The organism is Streptomyces sp. NPDC052225 (genome assembly GCF_040679615.1).
In the GTDB taxonomy this organism is placed as follows: domain Bacteria; phylum Actinomycetota; class Actinomycetes; order Streptomycetales; family Streptomycetaceae; genus Streptomyces.
Window position 1 is genome coordinate 311,848 of record NZ_JBFAVD010000007.1, and the last position, 16,265, is coordinate 328,112.

Below are 16,265 nucleotides of genomic sequence, written 5' to 3' on the forward strand. Positions count from 1 at the left end.
CATGGCCGCACCCGCCCCGCAACCGCCCCGGGAGTGCGCATGCTGGAGCTGCCGATCCTCGGCTTCCTCTACGAGAAGCCGCTGCACGGCTACGAGTTGAAGGAGCGCATCAAGGCGCTCAGCGGCCACGTCCGCCCGGTCAGCGACGGCGCGCTCTACCCGGCGATCACCCGGCTCGTGACGGCGGGCAAGCTCGACCAGCACACGACACCCGGCTCCGGCGCCGCCCAGCGCCGCGTCCTCACGCTCACCTACGCGGGCCGCACCGACCTGCTCGATCGCCTCCGCACGCCGAAGGACATCGAGATCACCGACCACACCCGCTTCAACACCCTGCTGGCGTTCCTGCGCCACCTGACCGACCCGGCCGAGCAGGCGGCGGTGCTCCGGCGCCGCCTGGACTTCCTGGAGACGCCGGCGAGCTTCTTCTACGACGCCGAGGGCAGGCCGGTGCGCGCCGAGGAGCCGCCGGACCTGTTCCGGCAGGGGATGCTGCGGGTGGCACGGGCCACGGGCCGCGCGGAGAAGCAGTGGCTGCGGGAGGCGCTCAGCGCACTGGACGGGACCGCGAAGGGCTGAAGTCCCTCACGGATCAGCCCAGTTCGGCCCGGACGTACACGCGCCAGCGCGCCACGAACTCCCGCTCGTCGACCCCGAGGACGTTCTGGAGCGCGCCCTCCACAGCTCCGGCCCGCCGCTTGTGGCCGCCGACCGACGTGTAGAACGCCTTGAGCTTGTCCTCGCCCCACTGGTCCGCGATCATCCGGCACGCCATCCAGCCGCTCTCGTACGCCCGCGCGAGCTTCCCCGCGTCCCCGCTGAACCCGAAGTCCTCGTCGGTCGGCAGCCCGGCGGGCGCGCTGCCGCCCTGCACCGCCCGCTGCAACTCGGGCGCGGCCTGCCCGGCGCCGCGGCCCGTGCCCCGGTACCCGACCCAGTCCGCGTACCCCTCCGACAGCCACAGCGGCGTCGCGGCCGTGGTCACCGTGCGCGTGGCCACATGCGTGGTCTCGTGCGTGAGGACGACCTGCTTGCCGAAGGAGCCGAGCACGCCGTACGCCTCGGGGTTGAGGATCACGCGGTCCGCGGGCGCGCTGCCCGACCCGCCCGCCTCACCGGTCGTGACGGCCGCGATCCCCCGGTAGTTCGAGGCGGGCGCCGCCAGCAACTCCCCCATCCCGTGGAGGGACCTGGGCACGAGCAGAACGATCCTGCGGGCCCAGCTCCTGCCCCAGGCCGCGTCCACGGAGGGCACCGCGTCGTCGGCGATCGCCGCGTACGAGCGCAGCACGGCCGGCTGCTGCCCGACGCCGAGGACCAGGCTGTGCGCGCCCTTGACCGCGACGACCTTGCCCTGGTCCCAGAGCTGCTTGCCGGACTTCGCCGCGGGCTCGTCGCTCATCACCCGCCAGTGCCCGTCGGTCCGCTGGAGCCCCAGCGTGCGCTGGGCGACGACGGGCGCCTTGTCGTAGCCGTCGACGCGGTAGCGCAGTTCGGCCGCCGCGGTGACCTCCGGCCCGCTGCCGTCGATCCGCGTGAGCTTGTACGCCCAGGAGTCGAGCGGCACGGCGGCCAGGTCGGACAGGAGGTTCGGGTCGGCGCCGCCGGTCGCCCGGTACGCCGCGCCGTCCCCGTGCAGCACCGCGTCCGCCCGCAGGTCCAGGACGCGCTGCACGGCGGCCGACCGGCTGTCCTGCTCGGCGTCCTGCCGGGCGCACCCGGGGACCGCGACGAGCAGGGCGCCGAGTGTCACGAAGCACCCCGCCCTGCTCAGCACACGCCGTCGACCAGCCATCTTTCCGATCGTACGGCGTCGCGCGCAGAAGGCCTCAGACCCGGGTCACGGATGAGACAGGCATCATGCCCACCGGGTCGTAGCGCACCGGGGCACCCGGGTAGGGCGCGTGGATGACCTGCCCGTTGCCGGCGTAGATCCCGATGTGGTGGGCGTCCGAGCCGTAGGCGACCAGGTCGCCGGGTTGCGCCTGGGAGAGCGGGACCTGCTGCCCCGCGTACCGCTGGGCCTGCGAGGTGCGCGGAAGGCCCACACCGGCCTGCCCGTACGACCACTGCATCAGGCCCGAGCAGTCGAACCCCGACGGCCCGGTGGCGCCCCACACGTACGGCTTGCCGATCGCCGACTGGGCGGCGGCGAGGGCCGCGGCGGCGCGGGACGACGACGCGGCGCCCGCCCCGGAGAGGTCGGGCCGCCCGGTGCCGCGCGAGGCGCGCTCGTACGCGGCGCGCTCGGCGCTCGGCATCGAGTTGAGCAGCCGCCGCGCCTTGGCGAGCTTCGTCTCGACGCTGCGCTTGTGTTCCTGCACGGCCTTGCGGCTCTTCTCCAGGTCGCCCAGCTTGCGCTGCGCCTCGGCCCGCTTCTGGGCCAGATCCCGCTGGGCACCCTGCAGTTCGGTCAGATCGCCCGCCTGCCGGGCGCTCAGCCGGTCGAGGGTGCTGGCCCGGTCGAGGTAGCCGTCCGGGTCCGAGGAGAGCATGAGGGCGAGCGAGGGGTCCATGCCGCCGGAGCGGTACTGGGCGCCCGCGACCATGCCGAGGGCCTGCCGCATCTTGTTGATGCGCTCCTGCCCGCGGGCCACCTGGTCCTGGGTCGTGGCCAGTTCCTCGCGGAGCTTGTCGGCCCGCTCGTCGGCCTTGTTGTACGCCTCGGTGGCCTGCTCGGCCTGCTCGTAGAGGCGGTCCACCTCGGCCTTGGTGTCGGCCGGCTTGTCCTGCGGCGCGGCGCCCGCCGGAGCGGCGCCGAGGGCTGCCGCCGCCGAGGCGACGGCCACGGTCAGGACGACCCCGCGTGCACCGCGGTCGGGGCCGGAGTTCTGAGAGTGCGCAGTACGGCGATGGGACCCCACGGGTAGCCGCTCTCCCTTCCGCTGACGGATCGTGCAGGCACTCCCCGTGATCGGGGAATGCGCGCCGACAGTAGCCGCGCGACTACCGCCTGGCCAACGACCGTTCAGGGGGCGCACACCACGGCGCCCCGCCTCTGACGCAGGTCATGGGCGGGGCGCGGGGTCAGCGAGGGATACCGGAATTCGCCCGAACGGGCGCGTTTCTGATTTTCGCCAGACCGTTGGTACGAGGATCAGATGCGGACGCCGAACTGGAACGACCCGATCGTGCTCATCGACTCGTAGCGGACGACGGCGCCGGGGTGCGGGGCGTGCAGCACCTGGTTGTTGCCTGCGTACAGGCCCACGTGCGCAAGGTTGTTGAAGAAGACCAGGTCACCGGGCTTGAGCTGGCTCATGCCGATCTTGGTTCCGTCGTTCTGCTGGGTGTACGTGGTCCGCGTCAGGTTCACGCCGGCCTGGTTGTACGCCCACTGCGTCAGACCCGAGCAGTCGTAGGAGTTGGGGCCCGTGCCGCCCGAGACGTAGGGCTTGCCTATCTGGGTGGCGGCGGCGCTGAGGGCGGCGGCACCGAACTTGGAGGCGGCCGCCTCGTTGCCGAGGTCGACGCGGCCCGCGGAGTCGCGGCTGGCGCGCGCGTCCGCGGCGGCCATCTTCTGGCGCTCTTCGGCGGTCAGGGTGTTGAGCAGCTTCTGGGCGGAGCCGAGCTTGCTCTGAACTTCCTTCTTCTTCTTGCCGAGTTCGACGCGGGTGTCGGCGAGGTCCTTGAGCTTCTCGGAGGCCTCGGAACGCTCCTGGGCGAGCGTGCGCTGCTTCTCCTGGACCTTCTTGAGCGACTCGAGCTGCTGCGCGGAGAGCGAGTCGAGGGTGGACGCCTTGTCGAGGTAGTCGTCCGGGTCGGCGGAGAGGAAGAGCTGGACCGAGGGGTCGATGCCACCCGAGCGGTACTGCTGGCTGGCGAGCGAACCGAGGCCCGTACGAAGCTCGTTGAGGTCCTCCTGGCCGCGGGCGACCTTGTCCTGGAGCTGACCGATCTCCTTCTCGAGCTTCTTCTGCTTCTCCTTGGCCCCGTTGTAGAGGTCGGTGGCCTTCTCCGCCTCTTCGTAGAGCTTGTCGACCTTCGCCTTGACCTCGGTCTTGTCGGGCTTCGGCGCGGCGTTGGCGGCCTGCGAAGTGAGGGCCACGGCAGCGGCGGCGGTCGCGGTGAGCACAGTCACGCGGGTGCGGCTCGGCTGCTTGGGTCGACGGTGGGACGCCACGAAGGCGAGCTCCTTCTTCCTCCAGCCGCCTACCGAACGCCGGTCGGCGGTGCCCCTCCACCGTCACACACCTCTTGTGAGTGATCACCCGAGCGGAGGTTCGAGGCCCGACCCTAGTGACCTTCTTGTGATCAGTTCAAATCCTGACGAGAAAAATCTCGGTCACCGACTGCATTCTTTGCACACAACTCACGTGCAGTGATGCCCGTTTGACGCTACGTTGCGTGAAGGTTTCGCCAATTCGGGCAAGCGGCACGGATGTTGCAGCTCCGGACCGAACCGGACATCAACCTCGCGACAGGCGCTTCAGGAGCATGACGGACGCAACCGGACGCGCACCCGCCTTGGCGACGCCGTCGGCGACCTCCCGGTCCGTCGAGACGACGATCACGGGCCGGCCCGGCGGCTCGGCACGCACCAGCTGGCGAATCAATTCATCAGCCGTGACGCCCGCCTTGGAGAACAGCACCCGCACCCCGCGCGGCGGCGCGAGCAGCACCGGGGCGGCCAGCTCGGCCCCGTCGAAGACACAGGTGACCTCGGCGCCGGTCTGCGCGGCGAGCTGCGAGAGGGAGCCGAGCAGCCGCAGCCGCTGCTTCTCCAGCGGCATCGTGGGATAGCCGGTCTTCGTCACGTTGTAGCCGTCGACCACGAGGTGGGCCTGCGGCAGCGCGAGCAACTGGTCGAGGATCGCGGGGTCGTGCTCGTGCAGAGCGCGCGCCGCGATGTCCTTCGGCGTCATCCGGCCCGGCTCGACGGCGTCCACGGAGTCCGCGGGCCGCGCGGAGACCGGCGGCAGCGCCAGCTCCCTGCGCAGCCCCTGAGCCGCCTCAAGGACCGTGTCGAGCAGCAGCCGCACTCTCATGTCCTCGACGCTGCGCCCCTCGCGGGCCGCTCTGCGCGAGGCTTCAAGGGCCGCCTCGGCCTCCCCGAGCCGCGCCTTGAGCCGCCGCGTCTCGCTCTCGGCGGCGGACACCTGCGCCTGCCCCTCGGCCCGTACGGCGTCGGACTCGGCCCGCGCCTTGCGCACGGCGGCCTCGCCGCGCTTGACGTCACTGAGGGCGGCCCGCAGCTTGCGGTGCACGGAGTCGGCCTCGCGCCTGGCCGCGTCGAGCTCGGCGCGCAGCCGCTCGGTCTCGGCCTTGGTGTGGGCCCGCGCCTCGGCCAACTGCTCGCGCAGCCGGTCGAGCTCGGCACGGGTCTCCTCGTCGGCCCGCTCGGCGTCCGCCCGCTGGGCCTCCTCGCCGGCGGCGTCGACCAGCTTCACCCAGCCGACGGGCCGCAGCACGTACGCGGCCGCGGCCACGTCGAGCGGGTCGGCGGCGGGCGGTGGCGATCCGGTGTCCAGGGCGCCCGCCAGCTCGGGCTGCGCCTCACGGAACCGCTCCCCGATCCGCTGCCGGAAGAGCGTGTCGCTCTCCACGGCGGCGGCCATCGCGTTCCCGGCGAACTTGGCCCGACGACTCGGGGTGAACCGGGCATATTGCCGCAATTGCGACGGCAGTTCGCCGACCGTCAGACCGCCGAAGCCGTCCGAGACGATCTGTACGACGCGGCGCCGCACTCCTTCGGGCAACGGCCGGTCGAGCACCTCGGCGGCACCGCCGTCCCCGGCCTCCCCGCCCGTGCTCTCCACCATCCGTCACCCCAAGTCGCTGTGGGGCCGCTCCGTCAGGAGTCGGCGCCCGGCCTGTCCACGAGTTCCACCTGATCCACGGCGTTGCACCAACGGCAGCGGACCGACTCGATGGTCTCACTGACCACGTTGCGTTCCTCGACGTTCGGCTCACCGGCCAGGTCGAGGTGGACGTACTCGACGACCTTCGAGGAGCGGGTCACGTCGAACCGCGTGAGGTTGCCGCAGAGCGTGCAGCGCCAGCGGGTGGTGGCGGTCGGCAGGGGAACCGTCATCGAATTGCGCCTCTTCTTTCGCTCGCTGTATTGCCCGTAACCCTACGGCCTGCCGTACGCCGCCCGCTCCCCGCCGTGCGTCATGCTCTCTTGCATGATCGGCAACGGGCGCGACGCGATCGCGAAGGTGACCGCATTCCTCAGAGGGCACCCCGCCCCGGTCACGTACGGAATCATCGCCGTCTGCTGCGTGGCCTTCGTCATCTCGCCGGTCTCCGGTCTCAACCCCTCGTACGGCACCGGGGCCCGCCTGCTCACCGCGCAGACCGCCTACTTCGAGCGCTGGGGCGTGGTCCCCGCCGAACTCTTCTCGGGATCACCCCGAGCCGCGCTCACCCCGGCCACGGCCCTGTTCGTGCACGGCAGCTGGCTGCACCTGCTGGGCAACATGCTCTTCCTCTACGTCTTCGGGGCGATGGTCGAAGAACGCATGGGCCACATCGCGTACGCGCTCTTCTATCTGGTCAGCGGCTACCTGGCGCTCCTCGGCTACGCGATCGCGCACGCCGACTCCGACCAGACGCTGGTGGGCGCCTCGGGGGCCATCTCCGCGGTCCTCGGCGCCTTCCTGTACCTGTTCCCCGATGCGCGCGTGACGAGCCTGTTCCCGTTCCTGTTCTTCCTGCCGCTGCGCTTTCCGGCATGGGTGGTGCTGCCGTTCTGGGTGGCGCTTCAGTGGGCGGCGGCGGGACGGGACAGCCAGGGGCCGGGAGTGGCGTATCTGGCGCACCTGATCGGCTTCTCCCTCGGGTTCCTCTACGCGTGGGTGCGGTACAGGGGCCGGGCTAGAGTGAGGACAGTCCCAGCCACGGCCACCGAGGGAGACAGCCAGCCGTGATCACCGCGATCGTGCTCATCAAGACCAGCGTGGACCGGATCCCCGAGATCGCCGAGTCGATCGCGGCCCTGGACAGCGTCAGCGAGGTCTTCTCCGTCACCGGCACGTACGACCTGATCGCCATGGTCCGGGTGGCCCGGCACGACGATCTGGCGGATGTCATCCCCGGCAAGATCAGCAAGATCGCCGGCGTCGAGGCGACGGACACGCACGTGGCGTTCCGCACGTACTCGCAGCACGACCTGGAGGCGGCGTTCGCCATCGGCCTCGACGGCTGACCCCGCACACGCATACGAAAGCCGCGGCCGGGGCCGCGGCTTTCGCGCTGTCCCACGTCACACGGCCTCAGGAGGCCGGCACGCAACGCCCGTCCTCGGTGCGGTAGTTCCAGGCCGCTCCGTCGCGTACGAGCTCCTTCACCGCGGTGACGAAACGCTCCACGTGCTCGTCGGGCGTCCCCGCGCCGAAGCTGACCCGGATCGCGTTCAGCGACTTCTCCCCCGGCGCCGCCTCGGGCGCACCGCACTCGCCCTGCGTGTGCGGGTCGGAGCCGAGCAGCGTGCGCACGAGCGGGTGGGCGCAGAACAGGCCGTCGCGCACGCCGATCCCGTACTCGGCGGAGAGCGCGGCGGCGAAGTGCGAGGAGTTCCAGCCCTCCACGACGAACGAGATGACACCGACCCGCGGGGCGTCGTCGCCGAACAGCGAGAGCACCCTCACCTCGGGCACGCCGGCGAGGCCTTCGCGCACGGTGCGGATCAGGTGCTGCTCACGGGCGACCAGGTTGTCGAACCCGGCCTCGGTGAGCGCCTTGCACGCGGAGGCGATGGAGTACACGCCGATGACGTTCGGCGAGCCGGCCTCGTGGCGGGCGGCGGTGGCGTGCCACTCGACGTCCACCCCTCCGTCGGCGCGCCGCGCGACCTTACGGGAGGCACCGCCACCGGCGAGGTACGGCTCGGCCTCGGTCAGCCAGTCGGAGCGCCCGGCGAGCACCCCCGAACCGAACGGCGCGTACAGCTTGTGCCCGGAGAAGGCGACCCAGTCGACGTCCAACTCCCTTACGGAGACGGGGTGGTGGGGCGCGAGCTGGGCGGCGTCGAGCACGATGCGGGCACCGTGCGCGTGAGCGGCCGCCGCCAGCTCGCGCACCGGCCAGAGCTCACCGGTGACGTTCGAGGCACCGGTGACGCAGACGAGGGCCGGGCCGTACGGGTCGCGGTCGGCGAGCGCCCGCTCCAGGGTGGCGACGGCCTCGTCCGGGGTGCGCGGCGCGTTCAGGTACGTCACGCGGGCGTCGCGCCAGGGCAGCAGCGAGGCGTGGTGCTCGGTCTCGAAGACGAAGACCTGGCAGTCGGCCGGGAGCGCGGCGGCGAGCAGGTTGAGCGAGTCGGTGGTCGACCGGGTGAAGACGACCTGGTCGCCGTCGCGGCAGTCGAGGAACTCGGCGACCGTGGCACGGGAGTTCTCGAAGAGGTCGGTCGACAGCTGCGACAGGTACCCGGCGCCCCGGTGCACGCTGCCGTAGTACGGCGCGTACGCGGCGACGTCGTCCCACACCCGCTGCAGGGCCGGCGCGCTGGCCGCGTAGTCGAGGGCCGCGTACGTCACTTCGCCGCCGGTGACGAGCGGCACGGTGACGTCCCGGCCGAGAACGGCGAGCGGGGCGATGGTCTCGGTGCAGGCGTCGACGGAAACAGACATGGGTGAACTCCCTGGCGAGGTAAGCGAATTGACCATGCCGAAGCCACGACTGAGCACGACGGAACAGGGCTCGACGGCACGGAAAGAAGAGAAGAGACGGTACGCAGAGGCGGGGCCGGGACGCCCTATCGCATTCGCTTGCTCACGAGACTGCTCCCTTGAGGACCAGGACCCCAGGGTTGCAAGGGGTCCGCGCTTGCCATACGCCTTGCTGCGTACGGCCTGGTCTTCACCCAGGGCACCCCGCCACGGACGGAGGGTTGCCGGACAGCGGGCTGGGGCCTCGGTCGCTGTCACTCATGACCTTGGACAGAATCCTGCCACACGTCGCGGATACGGCAAGGGCGCAGTCCATTTCCTGAGACGAAACGGACTGCGCCCTGCGTCACACTCAGCGGTTGGTGGCGACGACCCACCGTTCGAGCGCGGCCTTCGCGGCGCCGGAGTCGATCGACTCGGCGGCCCGGTCCATGCCGGCCCTGATCTGCTCGGCGAGCGTCCCGCTGCCGGGCCGTACGGCGACGAGCGCGGCCGCCGCGTTGAGCAGCACGGCGTCGCGCACGGGCCCGCGCTCCCCGTCGAGCAGCCGCCGCGCGACCTCCGCGTTGAACGACGGGTCGCCCCCGCGCAGCGCCTCGATCGGCACGGTCTCGATCCCGACGTCGCGCGGGTCGAAGGCCTCCTCGCGCACCGCGCCGTCCCGTACGACCCACACCCGCGACGGGCCGGTGACGGTCAGCTCGTCGAGCCCGTCGTCGCCGCGGAAGACCAGCGAGGAGTTGCCGCGCTCGGCGAAGACCCCGGCGATGATGGGCGCGAGCCGCGGGTCCGCGACGCCGACCGCCTGCGCCTTGACGCGGGCCGGGTTGGTGAGCGGGCCGAGCGCGTTGAAGACGGTCCTGATGCCGATCTGCCCGCGCGCGGCGCCCGCGTGCCGCAGCGCCGGGTGGAACTTGATGGCGAAGCAGAAGGTGATCCCGGCTTCCTCGGCCACCTCGGCGACGCGCTGCGGCGCGATGTCGAGGTTCACGCCGAGCTTCTCCAGGACGTCCGACGAGCCCGAGGCGCTGGAGGCGGCGCGGTTGCCGTGCTTGACGACCTTCGTGCCGGTGCCGGCGATGACGATCGCCGCCATGGTGGAGATGTTGACGGTCTTGGCGCCGTCCCCGCCGGTGCCGACGATGTCGACGGCCTCGCCGGGCACCTCGATGGTGTTGGCGTGCTCGTACATCCCGCGGACGAGACCGACGATCTCCTGGACGGTCTCGCCCTTGGCCCGCAGCGCGACCACGAAGGCGGCGATCTGCGCGTCGGTCGCCTCGCCCCGCATGATCCGGTCCATCGCCCACGCGGTGTCGTCGGCGCTCTGGTCGCGGCCGTCGAGCAGACCGTTCAGCACGGCGGGCCAGGAACGGCCCGCCGCGGTGGTGCCTCCTGCGGGCGTCAAAGCGCTCATGGCCGCTCCTGTGTGGTGTTCGTAAGGATGAAACGTCCCCACCTTATCGAGCGACGGGGACGGCAAAGAGCCCCCGTCCAGGCACTGGACGGGGGCTCTTGCCGTGGCGGACAGTCAGAGATCAGTGGTGGCCGTGGCCGCTGGTGATCTCCTTGTACTCCTCGACGGTGGGCTTGGGGATCTGGTTGTGCTCCCCGTAGTAGCCCTTCGAGAGCTTGGCGCGCAGCTTCTGCATGCGCGACAGCTTGCGCTCCACACCGTTCTCGTCGACCGACGGGCCGATCTCGAGCGGCTGGTACTGCTCGTGCGCCGTGAGGGTGTGCAGGGCCTCCTGGTCGAGCGGCTCGTGCACCTCGATGAACTCACCGTGCGGCAGGCGCTTGATGATGCCGGACTCGCGTCCGTGCAGCACCTTGTCCTTGTCGCGGCGCTGGAGGCCGAGGCAGATCCGCTTGGTGGCGATGAACACCAGGACCGGCACGACGAAGAATCCGACGCGGACGAACCAGGTGATCGCGTTGATCGACAGGTGGAAGTGCGTGGCCCAGAGGTCGTTTCCACCACCCACGAGGAGCACGAAGTACCAGGAGATCCACGCGGCACCGAAGGCCGTGCGGGTCGGGACGTTGCGCGGGCGGTCCAGGATGTGGTGCTCGCGCTTGTCGCCGGTGACCCAGGACTCGATGAACGGGTAGACCGCGATGGCCACCAGGACCAGCGGGAAGATCACCAGCGGGACGAACACACCCAGGACGAGCGTGTGACCCCAGAGGTTGATCTCCCAGCCCGGCATCGTACGGATCAGGCCTTCGGAGAAGCCCATGTACCAGTCGGGCTGCGCACCCGTGGACACCTGGTCGATCCGGTACGGGCCGATGGCCCAGATCGGGTTGATCGACGCGATCGCGGCGATGACCGCGATGACACCGAAGACCAGGAAGAAGAAGCCACCCGCCTTGGCCATGTAGACCGGCAGGAGCGGCATGCCCACGACGTTCTTGTTCGTCTTTCCGGGGCCCGCGAACTGCGTGTGCTTGTGGTAGAAGACCAGGATCAGGTGAGCGACCACGAGCCCGAGCATGATGCCCGGCAGCAGCAGGATGTGGACCGAGTAGAACCGCGCGACGAAGTCGCCGCCCGGGAACTCGCCGCCGAAGAGGAAGAACGACAGGTACGTGCCGACGATCGGCACGGACAGGACCGCGCCCTCCATGAAGCGGACACCGGTGCCGGAGAGCAGGTCGTCCGGGAGCGAGTAACCGGTGAAGCCGGTGAACATGCCCAGGACGAACAGCAGGAAGCCGAACAGCCAGTTGACCTCACGGGGCTTGCGGAACGCACCCGTGAAGAACACGCGCATCATGTGCACGAACATGCCGGCGAGGAAGATCAGCGCGGCCCAGTGGTGGATCTGACGGATCAGCAGACCACCGCGCACATCGAAGGAGATGTGCATGGTCGAGTTGAACGCCTCGGACATCAGCTGTCCCTGCAGCGGGACGTAGCTGCCGTGGTACTCCACCTCGTTCATCGACGGGTGGAAGAACAGCGTCAGGTACACACCCGTGAGGATGATGATGATGAAGCTGTAGAGGCAGATCTCACCGAGCATGAAGGACCAGTGGTCCGGGAAGATCTTGCGCATGTTGGCCTTGGCCAGGGAGTAGATCCCCAGCCGGCCGTCGGCCCAGTCGGCGACGCGCTCGCCGGCCGGCGCCTTCTCACGAGAAGGCGCGTCGTTGGACGGCTTGGTCGTAGTAGTACTCATCCGCGCTCCCAGAAGGCAGGACCGACGGGCTCCGCGAAGTCGCTCTGCGCGACGAGGAAGCCCTCGTCATCTACGCCGATGTGCAGCTGCGGCAGCGCGTGACCGGCGGGACCGAAGATCACCCGGGCACCGTCGGAGAGGTCGAAGGTGGACTGGTGGCAGGGGCACAGGACGTGGTGCGTCTGCTGCTCGTACAGGGAGATCGGGCACCCCACGTGGGTGCAGATCTTCGAGTACGCGACAACGCCCTCGTGGGACCACTCGAGCTCTTGCTTGTCCTTGATGTTCTGCGGCTGGATGCGCACGAGCATCAGGGCGGCCTTGCCCATGACCTGCTGGAAGTCCTCGTCGTGCTCCTCCACGCCCTCGGGCTTGGCGAAGGTGAGCGAACCGACCGCGATGTCCGAAGCGCGCAGCGGCTCGTTCGTGTTCATGTTGACGAGCTTCTTGCCCTTCTTCCACGCCGTGTGGCGCAGCTTCGTCTCGGGCAGCGGCCCGAGGTCACGAAGAAGGACGACGCCGGAGAGCGGCACCAGGGCCAGCGCACCGAACAGGGTGTTGCGGATCAGCTTGCGGCGGCCGAACTGCGACTCGCGCGCACCGTCCGCGAAGTCCGCGAGGACCTTCGCCTTGACCTCGGGCTCGGCCTCGATGGCGTGCCGGTCGTCGGCGACCTCGACGTCGGACATCAGGGTGCGGGCCCAGTGGACCGCGCCCGCGCCGATGCAGAACAGGGCCACGCCCAGGGTCAGGCCCAGCGCGAAGTTCAGCGCGTTGATGTGCCCGATCGGGAAGACGTAGATGCTCTTGTCGACGTCGATGGCGACGTACGAGGCGATGAAGGCGATGGTCGCCAGCATCGACACCGTGAACAGCATGGCCACGACGCGCTCGGACCGGCGTGCGGCCCGCTCGTCGATGTCCTGGATCCGGTGCTCGTGGGGCGGCAGACCCGGGTCGGCGAAGGGCTCGTCCTTCACCGCGACCGAGCCGTGCTCCGCACCCTCGTGGATGTCCCGCTCAGCAGGCAGGTTCTCTTCTGGAATGTCTTGGCTACTCATGACTTCTTGGCCTTTGCGGTCCGAGCGGCGACCCAGATGGCGACGGCGACGAGGGCGCCGAGACCGAAGATCCAGGCGAACAGACCCTCACTGACCGGGCCGAGCCCGCCCAGCTTGAGACCACCAGGGCTCTCCGTCTTGTCACCGTTGACCGCGTCGAGGTACGCGATGATGTCCTTCTTGTTCTGCTTGGTCATCGTCGTGTCCGGGAAGGACGGCATGTTCTGCGGGCCGGTCTGCATGGCCTCGTAGATGTGCTTGGGAGCGACGTCCTCGAGGCTCGGCGCGAACTTGCCGTGCGTCAGAGCGCCACCTTCACCGGTGAAGTTGTGGCACTGGGCACAGTTGGTACGGAACAGCTCGCCACCCTTGGCGATGTCCGCACCTTCCGGGCTGTAGTCCTCGGAGGTCGGCGCGACCGGACCGGCACCCAGCGAGGCGATGTACGCCGCCAGCTGGTCGATCTCGGCCTGCGAGTAGATGACCTTCTTGCGCGGGACCTGAGCGCCAGGCTGCTGCGCCGGCATACGGCCGGTGCCGACCTGGAAGTCGACGGCGGCGGAGCCGACACCCACCAGGCTCGGCCCGTCGGTGGTGCCCTGACCGCCGGTTCCGTGGCAGCTGGCGCAGCCGACGGAGTAGAGCTTCTTGCCCTCGTCGATGGCGAGGGACTGGGCGGTTTCATCGGCCTGCGCCTTGTCCGCGGGCGCGAACGCGGCGTACAGCCCCCCGGTGGCCGCCAGCGCGAGGAGTAGGACGACGACCGCCGCCAGCGGATGGCGTCGTCGTGCGGAGAGCTTTTTCACGGATTACCCCGGTGTCAGGATCTTCTGCGTCGGTGCTGCGGGAATGTGTCGGGTGCTACGCCCGATGCTGTGATCTTCGAACTACTTGATCAGGTAGATCGTGGCGAAGAGGCCGATCCAGACGACGTCGACGAAGTGCCAGTAGTACGACACGACGATGGCGGCGGTTGCCTGATGGTGGGTGAACCTCCGGGCGGCATACGTCCTGCCGAGGACGAACAGGAAGGCGATCAAGCCACCTGTCACGTGCATGCCGTGGAAGCCGGTGGTCAGGTAGAACACCGAGCCGTACGGGTCGGAGGAGAGCGAGAGCCCATCCTTCTTGACCAGCTCGGTGTACTCGAAGACCTGACCGCCGATGAAGATCGCACCCATGATGAAGGTGACGATGAACCACATCCGGAGCTTCTTCACGTCCCCGCGTTCAGCTGCGAACACGCCGAGCTGACACGTGAGTGAGGAGAGCACCAGGATCGTGGTGTTCGTCGCGGAGAACGGAAGGTTCAGCGCGGACGCCATTTCCTTCCAGTGATCCGGTCCGGTCACCGATCGCAGGGTGAAGTACATCGCGAAGAGGGCCGCGAAGAACATCAGCTCGGAACTCAGCCAGATGATGGTTCCGACGCTGGTGAGGTTCGGTCGATTGACCGACGGGTGCGCGTGCCCGGTTTCTACTGTCGTTGCTGTCGCCACGACCGACATTATGTCGGTCGCTTATCTCGCCCTCACTCCGGGGGGTGCCGTTCGGAGTGTCTGGGGGGTGTGTCCAGCCCATATGGCCCATCGGAGGCCTGTGCGAACCGGTGTTGACGGGGTGTCGGGAGGAGTAGGCTCCGCGCCAAGTACGCCTTAGGACACCGATGTCTCGGAGGAACGATGCAGTCGACCGCGACGGTTCTGGTCTACAGCGACGACGCCAACACGCGGGAGCAGGTGCGTCTCGCGACCGGCCGCAGGCCCGCGTCGGACGTCCCCGAGGTCCAGTTCATCGAGTGCGCGACACTCCCCGCGGTCCTGAAGGAGCTGGATCGCGGCGGAATCGACGTATGCGTCCTGGACGGTGAGGCCGTGCCCGCCGGCGGCATGGGCGTCTGCCGGCAGATCAAGGACGAGATCTTCCGCTGCCCGCCGGTGCTGCTCCTGATCGGCCGCCCGCAGGACGCCTGGCTGGCCACGTGGAGCCGCGCGGAGGCCGCGGTGACGCTGCCCGTCGAGCCGGTCGAGTTCGCCGGGGCGCTGGCGTCGCTGCTGCGTTCGCGGCTCGCCGTCGGCGCCTGAGACCGGGGCTCCGACGGCCGACTCCCGTACGCCGATGACGTACGGGAGTCGGAAGTCTCACATCCGGCGCGCTCAGACCTCCGGGCTGAGCCGCGCCTTCTGCACCGGGTCCGGCTTGCTGGAGTCCGACAGGGCGCTGCCCTCGCGCCACTTCTTCCAGTCGACGTTCCAGTCGCCGAAGCCGTTGCCGAACGGGTCCATGTCCTCGCCGTAGCTGTTGATGACCTTCACCAGGTCGCCGCGGCGGAACGTGTCGAAGAACCAGGCGGCGTTGCCCGTGCTCATGCCGGTGCAGCCGTGGCTGGTGTTCTCGTAGCCCTGTGAGCCCTCGGACCAGGGGGCCGCGTGCACGTACTCGCCGCTCCAGGTGACGCGGGTCGCGTAGTAGACCTCCTTGTCGTAGAAGTCCGAGGAGCCGATGCTCGCGCTGGTCATGCGTACGGAGTACTCCTGGCCCAGCACGACCTTGACGCCGTTGCGGGTCTCGTAGCCCGGCTTGCCGGTGGTGACCGGGATGGAGTTGATCTCCTCGCCGTTGCGGTAGACCGTCATCCAGTGCGAACCGGCGTCGGTGACCGCGACGAGCTTGTCGCCCGTGGTGATGGTCAGCGGCTTGGACTTGCCGCCCCAGAGCCGGTCGGCGACCTTGATGCCCTCCAGGTTGCTGCGGGCCGTGATGGTCGCGTGGGCGGGCCAGTAGTCCTTCGGGCGGTAGTGCAGTTCCTTGCTGTCCACCCAGTACCAGGAGCCGCCGCCCGCGGAGGGCTGCGAGTCGACCTTCAGGGCGCGCTCGACGACGGCGCGGGCCTTCTTGTCCTTGACGGGCTTGTTGAGTTGGGCCGTGATGGGCTGGCCGACGCCGTACTTGCCGCCCTCGGGGCCGAACGTGACCTTGAGCGCCTTCTCCTTGCCGGCCTTGCCGGTGTCGAAGGTGAGCACCTTGCGGCCCGGCGCGCCGTCCTCGTCCTCCGTGCTGACGTGGACCGTGTAATGGGCCTCTGCGGCCAGCGGAGCGGTGCTGTGCCATCTCCGGCCGTCGGCGGTGAGTTCGCCCGCGACGTAGCGGCCCATGGCGTCCGTGGCGGTGACGTCGGTGATGCGTCCTTCGTCGCCCTGCGCGGTGACTTCCAGGGGCTTGTCCGGATCCGCCTTCTTGGCGCCCACGGGACCGCTGAAGGTGATCTGGCTCGCCGCGTCGTACGGCTTGGCGGAGAGCGGGTGGCCGGAGCTGCCGCAGGCCGTGACGCCCGCACCGAGTGCGGCCACCAGCAGCGTGCAGCCGAGAACCGTACGGATGCGCGGTGAGTGGTTCATGAACAC

Annotated in this window: 16 protein-coding genes and 1 riboswitch; of the genes, 4 read left to right on the forward strand and 12 right to left on the reverse strand. The window is 69.6% G+C overall.

Features of this window, described 5'->3' with window-relative positions; genetic code table 11:
• Positions 1–39 precede the first annotated feature (39 nt).
• Positions 40–579 (forward strand): PadR family transcriptional regulator, encoded by a 540-nt coding sequence (locus AB0L37_RS14170; protein ID WP_365504156.1) that lies wholly within the window; start codon positions 40–42, stop codon positions 577–579.
• Between the two features lie 13 nt (positions 580–592).
• Here the strand turns inward: AB0L37_RS14170 and AB0L37_RS14175 are convergent, their stop codons facing one another.
• The 5 genes from AB0L37_RS14175 to AB0L37_RS14195 form a co-directional block, all read right to left on the reverse strand.
• Positions 593–1,795, reverse strand: coding sequence for a hypothetical protein (locus AB0L37_RS14175; RefSeq protein ID WP_365504158.1), 1,203 nt, complete (start codon positions 1,793–1,795; stop codon positions 593–595).
• Between the two features lie 34 nt (positions 1,796–1,829).
• Entirely contained in the window at positions 1,830–2,864 is a 1,035-nt protein-coding gene (locus tag AB0L37_RS14180) for an NlpC/P60 family protein (protein ID WP_365504159.1), read from the reverse strand.
• A gap of 233 nt (positions 2,865–3,097) precedes the next feature.
• Positions 3,098–4,123: an NlpC/P60 family protein gene (locus AB0L37_RS14185; RefSeq protein WP_365504161.1), complete on the reverse strand. Its 1,026-nt coding sequence runs from the start codon at positions 4,121–4,123 to the stop codon at positions 3,098–3,100.
• 286 nt (positions 4,124–4,409) lie between these two features.
• On the reverse strand, positions 4,410–5,762 hold the full coding sequence (locus AB0L37_RS14190) for an NYN domain-containing protein (RefSeq protein ID WP_365504163.1): 1,353 nt from the start codon (positions 5,760–5,762) through the stop codon (positions 4,410–4,412).
• 32 nt (positions 5,763–5,794) lie between these two features.
• Positions 5,795–6,034 (reverse strand): hypothetical protein, encoded by a 240-nt coding sequence (locus AB0L37_RS14195; protein ID WP_338695757.1) that lies wholly within the window; start codon positions 6,032–6,034, stop codon positions 5,795–5,797.
• A 94-nt stretch (positions 6,035–6,128) separates the two neighbouring features.
• Between AB0L37_RS14195 and AB0L37_RS14200 the strand changes: the two genes are divergently transcribed.
• Together AB0L37_RS14200 and AB0L37_RS14205 are read left to right on the forward strand one after the other, a co-directional pair.
• Positions 6,129–6,872: a rhomboid family intramembrane serine protease gene (locus AB0L37_RS14200; protein WP_365504166.1), complete on the forward strand. Its 744-nt coding sequence runs from the start codon at positions 6,129–6,131 to the stop codon at positions 6,870–6,872.
• Entirely contained in the window at positions 6,869–7,150 is a 282-nt protein-coding gene (locus tag AB0L37_RS14205; protein ID WP_365504168.1) for an Lrp/AsnC ligand binding domain-containing protein, read from the forward strand. The genes AB0L37_RS14200 and AB0L37_RS14205 overlap by 4 nt, the downstream gene beginning before the upstream one ends.
• A 67-nt stretch (positions 7,151–7,217) precedes the next feature.
• Here the strand turns inward: AB0L37_RS14205 and AB0L37_RS14210 are convergent, their stop codons facing one another.
• The 6 genes from AB0L37_RS14210 to AB0L37_RS14235 all read right to left on the reverse strand — a co-directional run bounded on the left by AB0L37_RS14210 (position 7,218) and on the right by AB0L37_RS14235 (position 14,369).
• Positions 7,218–8,576 carry an aminotransferase class V-fold PLP-dependent enzyme gene (locus AB0L37_RS14210; protein ID WP_365504170.1) on the reverse strand — a complete coding sequence of 453 codons (1,359 nt, stop codon included), beginning with the start codon at positions 8,574–8,576 and terminating at the stop codon, positions 7,218–7,220.
• Between the two features lie 187 nt (positions 8,577–8,763).
• Positions 8,764–8,881: riboswitch (SAM riboswitch) on the reverse strand.
• An 86-nt stretch (positions 8,882–8,967) separates the two neighbouring features.
• Positions 8,968–10,032 (reverse strand): anthranilate phosphoribosyltransferase, encoded by a 1,065-nt coding sequence (gene trpD / locus AB0L37_RS14215; RefSeq protein WP_365504172.1) that lies wholly within the window; start codon positions 10,030–10,032, stop codon positions 8,968–8,970.
• 121 nt (positions 10,033–10,153) lie between these two features.
• The gene (locus AB0L37_RS14220; protein WP_365504174.1) at positions 10,154–11,800 is read right to left on the reverse strand and encodes a cytochrome bc complex cytochrome b subunit; all 1,647 of its coding nucleotides are present in this window, start codon (positions 11,798–11,800) and stop codon (positions 10,154–10,156) included.
• Positions 11,797–12,861 carry a Rieske 2Fe-2S domain-containing protein gene (locus AB0L37_RS14225; protein WP_365504176.1) on the reverse strand — a complete coding sequence of 355 codons (1,065 nt, stop codon included), beginning with the start codon at positions 12,859–12,861 and terminating at the stop codon, positions 11,797–11,799. Before AB0L37_RS14225 ends, AB0L37_RS14220 begins: the two co-directional genes overlap by 4 nt.
• Positions 12,858–13,667: a c-type cytochrome gene (locus AB0L37_RS14230; RefSeq protein ID WP_365504178.1), complete on the reverse strand. Its 810-nt coding sequence runs from the start codon at positions 13,665–13,667 to the stop codon at positions 12,858–12,860. The genes AB0L37_RS14225 and AB0L37_RS14230 overlap by 4 nt, the downstream gene beginning before the upstream one ends.
• Before the next feature lie 81 nt (positions 13,668–13,748).
• Positions 13,749–14,369: a heme-copper oxidase subunit III gene (locus tag AB0L37_RS14235; RefSeq protein ID WP_338695773.1), complete on the reverse strand. Its 621-nt coding sequence runs from the start codon at positions 14,367–14,369 to the stop codon at positions 13,749–13,751.
• 174 nt (positions 14,370–14,543) lie between these two features.
• Here AB0L37_RS14235 and AB0L37_RS14240 point away from each other — a divergent pair, with 174 nt between their 5' ends.
• A complete protein-coding gene (locus tag AB0L37_RS14240; protein WP_365504180.1) occupies positions 14,544–14,945 on the forward strand; it encodes a hypothetical protein in 402 nt (133 codons plus the stop codon).
• Positions 14,946–15,017: 72 nt separating this feature from the next.
• On the opposite strand, the gene AB0L37_RS14245 is transcribed toward AB0L37_RS14240, so the two are convergent.
• Positions 15,018–16,259, reverse strand: coding sequence for an Ig-like domain-containing protein (locus tag AB0L37_RS14245; protein WP_365504182.1), 1,242 nt, complete (start codon positions 16,257–16,259; stop codon positions 15,018–15,020).
• Between the last annotated feature and the right edge of the window lie 6 nt (positions 16,260–16,265).

What these genes read in the sequence shown, in the direction of transcription:
- AB0L37_RS14170 (WP_365504156.1), top strand. Translation starts at nt 40, where the DNA reads ATGCTGGAGCTGCCGATCCTCGGCTTCCTCTACGAGAAGCCGCTGCAC.
- AB0L37_RS14175 (WP_365504158.1), bottom strand. Translation starts at nt 1,795, where the DNA reads ATGGCTGGTCGACGGCGTGTGCTGAGCAGGGCGGGGTGCTTCGTGACA.
- AB0L37_RS14190 (WP_365504163.1), bottom strand. Translation starts at nt 5,762, where the DNA reads ATGGTGGAGAGCACGGGCGGGGAGGCCGGGGACGGCGGTGCCGCCGAG.
- AB0L37_RS14195 (WP_338695757.1), bottom strand. Translation starts at nt 6,034, where the DNA reads ATGACGGTTCCCCTGCCGACCGCCACCACCCGCTGGCGCTGCACGCTC.
- AB0L37_RS14200 (WP_365504166.1), top strand. Translation starts at nt 6,129, where the DNA reads ATGATCGGCAACGGGCGCGACGCGATCGCGAAGGTGACCGCATTCCTC.
- AB0L37_RS14210 (WP_365504170.1), bottom strand. Translation starts at nt 8,576, where the DNA reads ATGTCTGTTTCCGTCGACGCCTGCACCGAGACCATCGCCCCGCTCGCC.
- trpD (WP_365504172.1), bottom strand. Translation starts at nt 10,032, where the DNA reads ATGAGCGCTTTGACGCCCGCAGGAGGCACCACCGCGGCGGGCCGTTCC.
- AB0L37_RS14220 (WP_365504174.1), bottom strand. Translation starts at nt 11,800, where the DNA reads ATGAGTACTACTACGACCAAGCCGTCCAACGACGCGCCTTCTCGTGAG.
- AB0L37_RS14225 (WP_365504176.1), bottom strand. Translation starts at nt 12,861, where the DNA reads ATGAGTAGCCAAGACATTCCAGAAGAGAACCTGCCTGCTGAGCGGGAC.
- AB0L37_RS14235 (WP_338695773.1), bottom strand. Translation starts at nt 14,369, where the DNA reads ATGTCGGTCGTGGCGACAGCAACGACAGTAGAAACCGGGCACGCGCAC.
- AB0L37_RS14240 (WP_365504180.1), top strand. Translation starts at nt 14,544, where the DNA reads ATGCAGTCGACCGCGACGGTTCTGGTCTACAGCGACGACGCCAACACG.
- AB0L37_RS14245 (WP_365504182.1), bottom strand. Translation starts at nt 16,259, where the DNA reads ATGAACCACTCACCGCGCATCCGTACGGTTCTCGGCTGCACGCTGCTG.